Source organism: Shewanella sp. ISS20 (assembly GCF_056522965.1).
The window spans coordinates 495602-509203 of sequence record NZ_JAWRZK010000001.1; the positions used below are offsets into that span (position 1 = coordinate 495602).

The following is a 13602-nucleotide window of genomic DNA, read 5'->3' on the forward strand; positions in this document are numbered from 1 at the left end:
GAAATTTTCATGTCTAAACAAGAAACACTAGGTTTTCAAACAGAAGTTAAGCAACTTTTGAAATTGATGATCCACTCTTTGTATTCCAATAAAGAAATTTTTCTGCGTGAATTGATCTCAAACGCTGCAGATGCAGCCGATAAATTACGTTATTTGGCGCTGACCAATGACACTCTTTATGAAGGCAATGGTGAACTGCGAGTGCGTGTCAGCACAAATAAAGAGCTGGGCACTGTGACCATTGAAGACAATGGCATCGGCATGAACCGCGACAGCGTGATTGAGCACTTAGGTACTATTGCTAAATCAGGGACTTCTGAGTTCTTTAGCCACTTATCAGGTGATGCCGCCAAAGATTCGCAACTGATTGGTCAATTTGGTGTGGGCTTTTATTCAGCCTTTATCGTTGCCGATAAAGTGACAGTCACTAGTCGCGCGGCCGGTGACAGCAAAGATAAAGGCGTGCAGTGGCAGTCTTGTGGTGAAGGTGATTTCACCGTTGAAGATATCGAAAAAGCGGAACGTGGCACTAAAATCGTATTGCATTTACGTGATGATGATAAAGAATTTGCTGATGACTATCGTCTGCGTTCTATCATCACTAAGTATTCTGATCATATCTCTATCCCTGTTGAAATGTGGGAAGAAGGCACTGCTGAACGTGAAGAAGACGGTGAAACCATTCCAGCCGTTGCCGGTGCTTGGAAAGTTATGAACAAGGCATCAGCACTGTGGCTGCGTAGCAAGTCAGAAGTGACGGATGAAGAATACCAAGAGTTCTACAAGTACTTATCCCATGACTTTAGCGATGCGTTAACTTGGGCGCATAACAAGGTTGAGGGTAATCAAGAATACACTAGCTTGTTATACATTCCAGCCAAAGCGCCTTGGGATATGTGGAACCGCGATCGTAAGCACGGCTTAAAATTGTTTGTGCAGCGCGTGTTCATCATGGATGACGCTGAGCAATTTATGCCATCTTACCTGCGCTTTGTGCAAGGCTTGCTGGATTCTAACGATTTACCGCTTAACGTTTCCCGTGAAATTCTGCAAGACAGTAAGGTTACCCGTAATTTACGTAATGCGTTAACTAAGCGCGTTCTGAGTCTGCTTGAAAAGTTAGCTAAAGATGATAGCGATAAGTATCAGCAGTTCTGGAGCGAATTTGGTCAGGTGCTAAAAGAAGGCCCGGCGGAAGATTTTGCTAACCGCGAAAAAGTCGCTGGCTTATTACGTTTTGCATCGACCCATAGCGATAGTGCCGCGCAAACTGTGTCTTTAGATGACTATATTGCCCGTATGAAAGATGGCCAAAAGCACATTTATTACATAGTGGCTGATAGCTACGCAGCTGCGGCTAATAGCCCGCACTTAGAATTGCTGCGTAAAAAAGGCATTGAAGTATTATTAATGTCTGAGCGTATCGACGAGTGGTTGGTTAATCATCTGCATGATTACAAAGAAAAATCACTCCACAGTGTTAGCCAAGGTGACTTAGATTTAGGCGAACTTGAAGATGCTGAAGAAAAGCAAGCCCAAGAGCAATTAGCTGAAAACAGCAAAGACTTGATTGAGCGCGTAAAAGCCGCCTTAGGTCAGCAAGTTAAAGACGTTAAAGTCACCACGCGTTTGACCGATACACCGGCGTGCGTTGTGGCTGGTGAAGGTGAAATGTCATCACAAATGATTAAGTTGATGCAAGCTGCCGGTCAAGCCGTGCCAGAATCTAAGCCAACGTTTGAGATTAATCCTAACCATCCATTGGTGGCGCGTTTAATCACTATGCAAGATGAACAAGCCTTTAGCGATTGGAGTGAGTTGTTACTGCAACAAGCTCTGTTATCTGAAAAAGGTTCGCTGGCCGATCCATCCAGCTTTATCAAGCTGATGAATCAAATGTTACTGCGTCAAGATTAATACCAGTAGGGCCACCATAGGTGGCCCTGTTTGTCTGAGGAATGTATATGAATGGCATAATTGATTTAACTAAAGAGAACATTCAGCAAGTCGTTGATGCCTCAATGCAACAGTTAGTAGTGTTAGCTTTTTGGTCACCGTCTGAGCCTGCAAGTTTGGCTGTGTTAGAACAACTGGCACAAGAACAAGCGCGCGGTTTTTTACTGGCCAAAGTAAACTGCGACACTGAAATGGAGATCGCGGGCTATTTTCGTATACAAGCCTTACCTACCTTGATGTTATTGCAACAAGGTCAGCCGATAGATGCGCTAATGGCACCTATGTCGGGCGAAATGATAAGCGCTGTACTCGACAAACACGTTAAGCCGTTATGGCAACATCAATTGGCGCAAGCCATGGCTATGTTGCAAGCCGATGACGCCAGCTTATTGCCACAAGCGCAAATGTTACTAAAAAGCGCGCAAGCAGCCCATCCTTGCGATGAAATTAGTTTGGCCTTGGCTGATGTGTACTTACAGTTGCAAGACGCGAGCGCGGCGCAAACGTTATTAGCGACTGTCGGTCTAGCCGGGCAAGATGGCTATTATGCCAATTTAATGGCCAAGCTTAATTTGGCTAAAGAGTCAGCCGACAGCCCAGAAATTCGTTCATTAGAAGCGGCATTTGAGCAGACGCCTGATGATATCATCGTGCGCCAAGCGTTAGCTAAGGCCTATCATCAAGTGCATCGTGATGAAGAAGCGTTAGCGCTGTTATTTGAACAGCTGCGCCGTGACCTCAATGTTGGTGATGGCAGCTTGAAAAAAACCTTCATGGAAATCATTACCGCTTTAGGGCAAGGCAGTTCGATTGCCAATCAATATCGCCGAAAGCTTTATAGCTTGTTGTATTAGTGCTGACTCATCCTAAGGTCTAATGAAAATTCCTTCTATCCTGTGCTCATATATGCGAAGATCACGGACTTTAACAATTAGTGCAAAAGAGGACTCTTGAATGCGCATTATCCTATTGGGCGCCCCAGGTGCCGGTAAAGGTACTCAGGCTCAATTTATTATGGAGCATTTTGGTATTCCACAAATCTCCACCGGTGATATGCTGCGTGCCGCGGTTAAAGCGGGTACTCCGCTTGGTCTGGAAGCTAAAAAAGTAATGGACGCAGGTCAACTGGTTTCTGATGATCTAATTATCGGTCTGGTGAAAGAGCGCATTACTGCTGATGATTGTGTTAAAGGCTTCCTGTTAGATGGTTTCCCACGCACTATTCCACAAGCCAATGCTATGGTTGATAATGGTATTGTGGTTGATCACGTCATTGAAATTGATGTGCCAGACGAAGAAATCGTTAAGCGTATGTCTGGTCGTCGTGTACACCCAGGTTCTGGTCGTACTTACCATGTGGTATTTAATCCACCAAAAGAAACGGGTAAAGATGACGTGACGGGTGAAGAATTAGTTATTCGTCCAGATGATGAAGAAACCACAGTACGCAAGCGTTTAGATATTTACCATGAGCAAACTAAGCCTTTGGTTGATTTCTATGGTGCTATGGCTGCTGCCGGTGAGACTCAATACCGTAAATTTGATGGTACCCAAACAGTTGCCGCAGTGAGCGAGCAAATGGTTGCTGCGCTGAAGTAAATATCGGCGCTAGAATAAAAAGCCTGCCTAAGTGCAGGCTTTTTTGTATTTGAATTAAGCTCAGCACTGGTGCATCGACTAATTTATGCTAAAATCTGCCGCCATTAGCAACCCGTTGGTTGTATGGGGACAGGTTAGTCTGTCTATAAGGCGTGCACGGAAGCCAGTAATTAGAGAACTCAGAATGAAGTTTCCCGGTCAGCGTAAATCTAAGCATTATTTTCCCGTTAAAACCCGAGACCTTTTACTCGCGCAACTGACGCAACAGCCAGAACCTTTTTCCGCTTATATCACAGGTATAGATCAGACCTTAGTGGATATTGAAGCCAAAGTAGAAGATGAATTGCTTGAACGCTATCAGCTGCCTAAGGGAAATTCGACCTTAATTAATGATGAGCAAGCGCACCAACTGTATCATGAGCTTAAATCACTGCAATTGATCAGTGATGAATTTGCGGGTGGCACTATTGGTAATACAGTTCATAACTATTCTATTTTGGCCGATGATCGCTCAGTGCTGTTTGGTGTAATGAGCCAGAACATTGAAGTGGGCAGCTATGCTTACCGTTATTTATGCCATACCTCATCCAAAGTTGACTTAAATTACTTGCAGCCAGTTGATGGCCCTATTGGTCGTTGTTTCACGTTAATCTCTGATTGCGGCGAGCGCACTTTTGCTATCAGCAAAGGCTCGATGGATAAGTTAACGCCAGAGTTTATTGATTGCGATGTTATTCAAGGCGCGAGCGCTTTAGTGTTAACTGCCTATTTAATGCGTGCTAGCGATGGCGATGGCATTACTGATGCGGCGATGAAAGCCATTGAATATGCCAAAGCTGCCGATGTTCCTGTGGTATTAACTTTAGGTACGCGCTTCTTAATTGCTGAAGATCCTAAGTGGTGGCAAGAGTTTATTGCTGAGCATGTGACTGTGCTTGCTATGAATGAAGACGAAGGTGAAGCGCTGACTGGTTTTAGCGATCCTTTGCTTGCGTGTGAAAGTGCCTTGGATTGGTGTGACATGATTTTGCTCACTGCTGGCCCAATAGGTTTATATACCGCAGGTTACACTGAAGAAAGCCAAAAGCGCGAGACTCAGCACACCTTATTGCCAGGCGCGATTCCTGAATTCAATCGCTATGAATTCTCACGTCCTATGATGAAAGAAGATTGTGTAACGCCGCTTAAGGTGTATGCCCATATTTCGCCATACATGGGTGGCCCTGAGCGTATTCGCAACACTAACGGTGCGGGTGATGGCGCGTTATCTGCCTTGCTGCATGACTTATCAGCGAATGATTTTCATAAAACCAATGTGCCAGGTTCGAGCAAGCACAAGCGTGAAGGCTTATGTTATTCATCCTTCTCGCAAATTTGTAAGTACGCTAACCGCGTTGCTTATGAAGTGTTGGCCCAGCATAGCCCACGTTTATCTCGCGGCTTACCTGAGCGTGAAGACAGCTTAGAAGAATCATACTGGGGCAGATAATTTATTTATCTTCGCCAATAAAAAAAGCGCCTTTAGGCGCTTTTTTTATAACTAGATTACTACTGAGAAATGGGTGATTACTAAAAAATAGTTGTTTAGCAATTAACTACTTAAAGATAATTATAACGGGCGATGAACTTGCTCGTCAAAACTTAATGCCGCTTTTCCTGCTTGTGAGTCATTGTAAATATCAAGATTTAGCTCGCCTTCAGACTTAGCAACAATCACAGCTGCAACTGAGTCACCAGTCACATTGACCGCGGTGCGTACCATATCCAGCAATCGGTCAACACCGATAATCAAGGCAATACCTTCAACAGGTAAACCCACTTGATTAAGGACCATAGCTAGCATAATCAAACCTACCCCAGGAACCCCAGCAGTACCAATGGAGGCTAAGGTTGCAGTAATTACCACCATAAAGTAATCGGTAATGGTCAGTTCAACACCAAACACTTGAGCAATAAATACGGTCGCAACCCCTTGCATTATCGCTGTACCATCCATGTTAATAGTGGCGCCTAAGGGCAAGACGAAGGACGAAATTTTGTTATCAACTCCGAGCCTGTGCTCGGTGGCTTCCATCGTGATAGGCAAGGTGGCGTTTGAACTTGCGGTACTAAATGCAAATAACTGCACATCACGCATTTTACGAATGAAAAGTAGCGGGTTTAGTCCTGAAAACAATTTAAGCAGTACGGGATAAACTACTAAGCCGTGGAATAACAGCATGACTAATACCACGAAAAAGTATTTGATAACGCTGCCAAAGGTATCCAAGCCTAAGGTTAATGCAAGTTTCGCCATTAAGGCCGCAACACCATAAGGCGCTAATTGCATCACTAAGGCAACGACGCGCATGATCACTTCATTTAAGTCATCAAATAATTGAGCGACACGTTTACCACGCTCGCCTATGTGGGCAATCGCAAAACCAAAGATCACTGCAAATATGATGATTTGCAGCATATTACCTTGGGTCATGGCCTCTATTGGGTTGGTCGGGATTATATTAATGATGACTTCAGATAAACTCGGCGCTTCTTTCGCGACGTACTGTAAATTTTCAGTACTAGTTAATGATGCATTGCCTGGCTGAATGACGACAGCAGCCATGATGGCAAAACTCAAGGCAAGAACGGTAGTAAATAAATAAAAACCTATGGTTTTACTACCTAAGCGCCCAAGCTTAGAGGGTTCGCTTAGCGAGCAAGTACCACACACCAGTGAGATAAATACTAAAGGAACGACTAGCATTTTTAAGCTAGAGATGAAAATGGTGCCTATGACATGTAAAAAACCATCAGTGATATATTCTTTAACAATCTCATTAGCAGGGAACATATTACGTAGCAGTAGGCCAAAAATGATGCCTATGGCCATGCCCAGTAATATTTTTGCGGTTAATCCTAGCGGTTTGCTCTTTGTTTTATTCATGGGTGATTCCGTTTAAATATTGTGATTATTGTTTTAAACGAGAGAGAGACTAACAAGAATATGCCACTAAGAGAATAACTAAAGTGGGTTATATTGTTGTGATTTCTGGATATTTTTATATTATTATGAATGATGTGTTGCGCATTGTTAACTCGAATACGTGTTGATGCTGCGTAATAACCCATGGAATTGACGGATAATACGGGGAGTCTGACAATGATGTCAGCGTTAAGGATGTTTACCGCCCTCATTTTGGCGGTGTTTTTGGCAGCATGTAGTGGCGGCGGTGGTCTCAGTGATACTGGCACCAATCCTGATCCGACGCCGAGCATGCTAATTAATGTTTCGATTAATACCACGACTATCTCCGCCGAAAATCCAGCTCAGGTTTCAGCCAAAGTCACGGATAGTTCAAATAAACCGCAAGTCAATCAATTGGTCACCTTTGTGCTTAATGACCCTAAGCTTGGTACCTTAGTCCCTGCCATTGGTACAGCGGTAACCGGAGCTGATGGTATCGCGACAGTTTCCTTGTATACCGGTAGTACAGCAGGCGCTGGTAAAATCACTGCGAGTCTTAGCAGTAGTGAAAGTGCGGACGTAGCCTTTACTATGGTTGGTGATGGCGGTGATGTCACTGGCGGCGCTCAAGTCGTATTATCTCTGACCAATCAACAAGGCGAGCCTATAAGCACTATTAATAATTTAATCCCGGGGAGGATTAAGGCTAAAGTATCTGGGGTTAACAAACCTGTGATAGTGACCTTTACAACGACTAAAGGTGAATTGCCGATTGATACCGCTGTGACTAATGCCGCAGGTGAAGCCATTGTTGATATTTATGCGGGAACTAGCCTCGGCGCAGCGGAGGTGTTTGGCACATTATCAAGTGGCGAAAAAGACGATGTTATCGTGGTGATTGGTGAAAGTGATTTAGATATGGGCAGTGGAAGTCCATTTGTTGATGGCAAAGCTGCCGTTAGTAGTCCTATCCTTTCAGCGGGGGGAACGGCTTCGGTTGAGGTTGTTATTCAAGATAAAAATGGCGTCCGATATAATCAACCCATAGATGTTATTTTTACGTCAACCTGTAGTCGAGCAGCAACTCCATCTGCAATCTTAAGTTCACCAGTGCAAGCGGTGAATGGCATTGCTACTAGTACTTATTTAGCGAAAGGCTGTGAAGGTAGTGACACTATTAATGTGACGGCCAATGCGGGTGGGCTTAACTTATCGGCCACTGGCGCGATAAATGTGCAAAAGGCAGATGTTGGCAGCATAGTATTCGTCTCTGCCACCCCTAAAAATATTGGTATTTTAGGCACAGGTGGTGATGAATCTTCTGTTGTTGTATTTAAAGTTCTTGATACTACTGGAAGTGTAGTCAGTAACCAGAGCGTGAATTTCAGCCTCAATACTGACGTTGGGGGGATAAAAGCCAGTCCTGTCACTGCAACCACTAATGGACAAGGCTTAGTGCAAACCGTTATAAACTCAGGCACTGTGGCCACTAGTGTGCGAGTAACTGCTAATGTTGTTGGTTCGAGTCCATTAATTTCAAGTCAGTCCGGTGAACTTGTAGTATCAACTGGTATTCCAGATCAAGACAGTTTTTCACTCTCAGCATCAACCTTAAATCCTGAAGGTTGGGATATAGATGGTACTGAAGTCACAGTAACAGCCCGTCTTGCTGATGCATTTAATAACCCAGTTAAAGATGGTACTGCAGTAACATTTACAACAGAGGGCGGGGCAATCGACCCATCATGCACCACGCGTAATGGCAAATGTTTTGTTACTTGGCGCAGTCAGCAGGCGCGCCCTGATGGTAATAAACTACCTGTTTTAGGCGTTAACCCTCGCACTGATAACTTTATGGGGCAAGCCTATGGCGGCCGAGCAACCATAATAGCTACAGCTATTGGTGAAGAGTCTTTCCCTGATACCAATGGTAACGGTCGGTTTGATGCCGCTGAAGTGCCTATGTTTTTAACTGGAGTTGATGTTAGTGGTAATAGCTACGATCTAAATGAGGCTTTTGTTGATCACAATGAAGATGGTGTTTTTAATCCCCAACAAATAGGCGGTGATTCTTTAGGGGGTAAGAATGAAGAGTTGATTGATTTTGATAGTGATGGGGTATTTGATCTCGCCGATAAGCTTTATAACGGCGTGCTTTGTTCTGAACCTACGCATCCTGGTTGTGCTGATGGGGTATCTAATCCTAAATCAATAAACGTTCGAGCTAGCTTAGTATTAGTCATGTCGGGTAGCACGGCATATGGCTCAACCCCAATAATTAATGATGGCGGCGCGGTTGATGATGGTGATGGCGTGCTTGATATTAATGGTAAAAGCAGCGGCACTGTCAGTATAGTGATTAGTGACTTACATAATCAGCAGATGCCTTCTGACTCAGTGGTAAGTTTTACACCCACTGCTGGGTCTGTAGTGAGTACTAGTAGTTATACTTGGCCATCATCAAATCATAATGGTGGTAGTGCCTATGGGGTGGTGATTAAAGGTGAAGATAAACCAAATTCCGGCACATTAATCATAGAAGTAACATCGCCCTCTGGATTAGTAACGCCTGTGGCTAATATTCCTATTAATATTTATTAATGACTTGTTGGTGATGAAAAATGGCGCTAATGCGCCATTTTTATTTAGATTATCTTAACCTTGAAATGAGTAAATACTGCCTAAATTCATGATTTGTGTGAGCTCATCAAGGGCGGTACATGACTCTTGATAAAGGCTGATGTCAGCAAGATCGGCGGCGCTTATCCTGTCACGATAGTGTTTATTCACCCACTGCGTGAGTTGTTGATACAAAGCATCATTTAAAATAGCATGCGGATTAACCGCGGCGAGCTCGGCTTGGCTAAGGGCTACACGCAGGCGTAAACAGGCGGGTCCTCCGCCATTTTGCATGCTTTGTTTAACATCAAAATATTTAACTTGGGTGATTGGGCTGCCGCGCTCGGGAAGGCTTTGTAAGTATTGATAAACCTGTGGGTGTTCTTGGCAATCACTGGGGGCGATTAATATCATGCTGTTATCATTTACACTGACTAATTGAGTGTTAAATAAGTAGCTTTTCACCGCAGCATCTATGCTCACATCATCCGTGCTGACTTCTACCAGATGCAAATCCCCATGCATTTTTTGCTGCAATTGCGCTAACTGCTTTTGACTATCGACAAAAGCTTGTTGGTGATAAAAAAGTACATTTTTATTACCAACGGCAATCACATCATTATGAAACACGCCTTGGTCAATAACCGCTGGATTTTGCTGTATAAAATGAACACTGTTGTGCTCAAGCTGATGCAATCTGGCAATGGTTTGACTGGCTTCAAGGGTTTGTCTTGCAGGATAACGCTTGGGCGCTGGGGCACTTGGATTACTGGCCTCACGGCCATAGACAAATAACTCAACGCCTTGTCTGCCATAGTCACTGCACAAACGGGTATGATTAGCCGCGCCTTCATCCCCAAAAAATGGATGTTCAGGTAAATGGGGGTGATGGGCGAAGTGGTTGTCGTTGACAAATATCGCCTTGAGTGTCTTAGTTGTTTGCGTAGGCTCAATGCTGCGATGCAGCTTATCAACTAAGTTTGCTGCGGTAAAATGCACTTTGCCATCGGCGCAATCTGCGCTTGGAGACACAGTGGCAGCATTGGCGGTCCACATACATGATGCGCTACTGAAGCTATTGAGTAGATGCGGCGCTAACTTAGCGGCTTGGGTTAATAGGTTAGCATCACTACCCGTGAAACCTACTCGGCGCAAACTGGCTAAGTCTGGACGAACTTGTGGCGGTAATATTCCTTGAGTTAATCCCATGTCAGCTAATGCTTTTGCCTTAGTTAATCCTTGTAATGCCGCTGCTTTGGGATTCGATGGCGTTGCTGCATTATGTTGTGATGCCACATTTCCAAACGACAAGCCGGCATAGTTGTGGGTCGGTCCTACTAGTCCATCAAAATTAGCTTCCAGATAACTCATGAATCATCCTCGTACACATCGACTTACGTTTAAGGAAATAACCTATAAGAATTGGATAACACTTGTATTTAGCTTGAGAGGTTAGTGTTACTTATCTGTAAAGTCATGAAGTATACGTGAGCGGTTAGCGCACACAAGGGGCGGCAGATTTGCTTATATTGGGATCCATGGCCTAAAGTGCATAAGTATTTTCATTAGATGGTAAAAACTGAAAGAATAGTTTTTAATATCGCAAGATTATTTTTTACAAAAAGTCATATATTGTATAAAAATTGACTCGCTGGCGCACATATTCGAGGGATTCACTTGAAACTCGTAGGACAACCCTCTATATATGGAGCCATTTCCACCTTCCAGAGACCATTGGCGCGAATCATACTATGGGTAAATCGCTAGTTATTGTCGAATCACCGGCTAAAGCCAAGACCATTAATAAGTATCTTGGTAAAGAATTTATTGTTAAATCGAGCGTAGGTCATATTAGAGATCTACCTACATCTTCCTCGGTGTCTGATGGCAATGGCGTTACTAAAACCGCTGCTGAAGTTCGTAAAATGTCTCCTGATGAAAAGGCGGAGTATAAGCGTGCAAAGGACAAATATAATCTAGTAGCACGCATGGGGGTTGATCCTGAACATGGCTGGAAAGCCAACTATCAGATCTTACCCGGCAAAGAAAAAGTCGTTAAAGAGTTACAAGCCTTGGCCGATTCCGCAGATAAAATCTATCTCGCAACGGATTTGGACCGCGAAGGGGAAGCTATTGCCTGGCATTTACAAGAAATCATCGGCGGTAATCCTGAGCGGTATCAGCGTGTAGTCTTTAACGAAATTACTCAAACAGCTATTCAAGAAGCTTTTAGCAAACCAGGTCAACTCGACACTAACATGGTCAATGCTCAGCAGGCGCGCCGTTTTCTCGATCGCGTTGTGGGCTTTATGGTATCGCCGTTATTGTGGAAGAAAGTCGCGCGCGGCTTATCGGCTGGCCGAGTGCAATCTGTGGCTGTACGTTTAGTGGTTGAACGAGAAAGCGAAATTAAAGCCTTTGTGCCTGAAGAATTTTGGGACGTGCATGCGGATTTAATGACGCCATCACAGCAAGATATCACCATGCAAGTACTGCGTTTTAAAGGCGAAGCCTTTAATCCGGTGACACAAGCTGAAGCGCAAGCTGCTGTTGATGCTTTATCAAATCAGACATTTACTCTTATAGATCGCGAAAATAAAGCGACTCAAAGTAAGCCAACGGCGCCTTTTATAACTTCAACATTGCAACAAGCGGCAAGCACGCGTTTGGGCTTTGGGGTTAAAAAGACCATGATGATGGCTCAGCGTTTGTATGAAGCTGGATATATTACTTATATGAGAACTGACTCGACAAACATCAGTCAGGAAGCCTTAGACGCTGTCAGAGGACTGATCTCTAAAGAATTTGGTGCTAAGTACCTGCCAGAAGCTCCACTGCGCTACGGTAGCAAAGAGGGCGCCCAGGAAGCTCACGAAGCTATCCGTCCATCGGATGTTGCCGTTGAAGCCGCGTTCTTAAAAGACATGGAACGCGATGCGCAACGTTTGTACGAGTTAATTTGGCGTCAGTTTGTGGCGTGTCAGATGACACCTGCTAAATATGACTCTACTCGCTTAACCGTTAAAGCCGGTGAGTTTGAGCTCAAAGCGTCAGGTCGAATTTTAAAATTTGACGGTTGGACACATGTACAACCAGCGCTGAAGAAGAAAAACGAAGAAGAAAAACTACTGCCTGAAATTGGGGTTGGTGAAGCGCTGGGCTTAACGTCGCTGCTGCCAAAACAACATTTTACCAAGCCGCCAGCCCGTTTTAGTGAAGCTTCTTTGGTTAAAGAATTAGAAAAGCGTGGCATTGGTAGACCATCGACTTATGCGACCATTATTTCTACCATTCAAGACCGAGGTTATGTCAAAGTTGATAACCGTCGTTTCTATGCTGAAAAAATGGGTGAAATCGTCAGTGACAGATTAGTTCATAGCTTTAAAGAACTGATGAGTTACGATTTTACTGCCGGAATGGAACAGACCTTAGATAACGTCGCTAAAGGTGAGCGTGATTGGACCCAAGTACTCGATGGTTTCTATCATGATTTCGTTGGGCAGTTAACCACGGCAGAAAACGAGCCTGAAGAAGGCGGCATGTTAGCCAATGACATGGTGCTGACCGATATTCCTTGTCCAACGTGCGATCGTCCTATGGGCATACGTACTGGCACAACCGGTGTATTCCTCGGCTGTAGTGGCTATGCATTACCGCCAAAGGAAAGATGCAAAACCACTATGAATCTGACATCGGGTGATGAGGCGATTACCTCTATCAGCGAAGATGCCGAGACTGACGCTCTGCGTGCCAAGCATAGATGTCATTTATGTGGCACGGCCATGGACTCTTATTTGATTGATGAAACTCGTAAGCTGCATGTGTGTGGTAACAACCCTACATGTCTTGGTTATGAAGTGGAAATGGGTCAGTTTAAGATCAAAGGTTATGAAGGACCTCTGATTGAGTGCGATCGCTGTGGTAGCGATATGGAACTTAAAAATGGTCGTTTTGGTAAGTATTTCGGCTGTACTAATAGCGAATGTAAAAATACTCGTAAACTGCTGAAAAGTGGTGAGGCTGCGCCGCCAAAAGAAGATCCTATTTATCTTCCAGAGCTTAAGTGCACTAAGTCAGACGCACACTTTGTACTGCGTGATGGCGCTGCAGGTATCTTCTTAGCCGCTAGCACTTTTCCTAAGTCACGTGAAACTCGCGCGCCGTTAGTGGAAGAGTTAGTGAAATATCGCGAATTGTTGTGGCCAAAATACTTGTATTTAGCCGATGCACCAGTAACCGATGACGAAGGTAATAAAGCACAAGTTAAGTTTAGCCGTAAGACCAAAGAGCAATATGTCGCCACAGAAGTGGAAGGAAAAGCCACAGGTTGGACCGCTAAATACTTAGATGGCAAATGGGTGATTGAAAATACTCGTAAGAAGAAAGCCAAAGAAAATTAATTAACTTTGCCAACATAAGCTTATTTCATTAAATCCAGTGCTGAGCACTGGATTTTTTTATGCAGATTTTTTCAGTCTCAG

At 44.2% G+C, this 13602-nt stretch carries 8 protein-coding genes; 6 read left to right on the forward strand and 2 right to left on the reverse strand.

Features of this window, described 5'->3' with window-relative positions; all coding sequences use genetic code 11:
- The first annotated feature begins 9 nt into the window (after window positions 1–9).
- The 4 genes from htpG (at window position 10) to AC1HDP_RS02180 (ending at window position 5044) form a co-directional block, all read left to right on the forward strand.
- The gene (gene htpG / locus AC1HDP_RS02165) at window positions 10–1917 is read left to right on the forward strand and encodes a molecular chaperone HtpG (RefSeq protein ID WP_479637490.1); all 1908 of its coding nucleotides are present in this window, start codon (window positions 10–12) and stop codon (window positions 1915–1917) included.
- A gap of 47 nt (window positions 1918–1964) precedes the next feature.
- Window positions 1965–2810: a tetratricopeptide repeat protein gene (locus AC1HDP_RS02170; protein ID WP_140932269.1), complete on the forward strand. Its 846-nt coding sequence runs from the start codon at window positions 1965–1967 to the stop codon at window positions 2808–2810.
- A gap of 100 nt (window positions 2811–2910) precedes the next feature.
- Window positions 2911–3555, forward strand: a complete 645-nt coding sequence (gene adk, locus AC1HDP_RS02175; RefSeq protein WP_479637491.1) for an adenylate kinase — start codon at window positions 2911–2913, stop codon at window positions 3553–3555.
- Window positions 3556–3739: 184 nt separating this feature from the next.
- The gene (locus AC1HDP_RS02180) at window positions 3740–5044 is read left to right on the forward strand and encodes an inosine/guanosine kinase (RefSeq protein WP_140932271.1); all 1305 of its coding nucleotides are present in this window, start codon (window positions 3740–3742) and stop codon (window positions 5042–5044) included.
- A 120-nt stretch (window positions 5045–5164) separates the two neighbouring features.
- On the opposite strand, the gene AC1HDP_RS02185 is transcribed toward AC1HDP_RS02180, so the two are convergent.
- Window positions 5165–6481 (reverse strand): dicarboxylate/amino acid:cation symporter, encoded by a 1317-nt coding sequence (locus AC1HDP_RS02185; RefSeq protein ID WP_479637492.1) that lies wholly within the window; start codon window positions 6479–6481, stop codon window positions 5165–5167.
- Window positions 6482–6697: 216 nt separating this feature from the next.
- Between AC1HDP_RS02185 and AC1HDP_RS02190 the strand changes: the two genes are divergently transcribed.
- The gene (locus AC1HDP_RS02190) at window positions 6698–9103 is read left to right on the forward strand and encodes an Ig-like domain-containing protein (protein WP_479637493.1); all 2406 of its coding nucleotides are present in this window, start codon (window positions 6698–6700) and stop codon (window positions 9101–9103) included.
- 54 nt (window positions 9104–9157) lie between these two features.
- Here the strand turns inward: AC1HDP_RS02190 and astB are convergent, their stop codons facing one another.
- The gene (gene astB / locus AC1HDP_RS02195) at window positions 9158–10492 is read right to left on the reverse strand and encodes an N-succinylarginine dihydrolase (protein ID WP_479637494.1); all 1335 of its coding nucleotides are present in this window, start codon (window positions 10490–10492) and stop codon (window positions 9158–9160) included.
- A 380-nt stretch (window positions 10493–10872) separates the two neighbouring features.
- Between astB and topA the strand changes: the two genes are divergently transcribed.
- A complete protein-coding gene (topA, locus tag AC1HDP_RS02200) occupies window positions 10873–13521 on the forward strand; it encodes a type I DNA topoisomerase (protein ID WP_479637495.1) in 2649 nt (882 codons plus the stop codon).
- Window positions 13522–13602 lie beyond the last annotated feature (81 nt).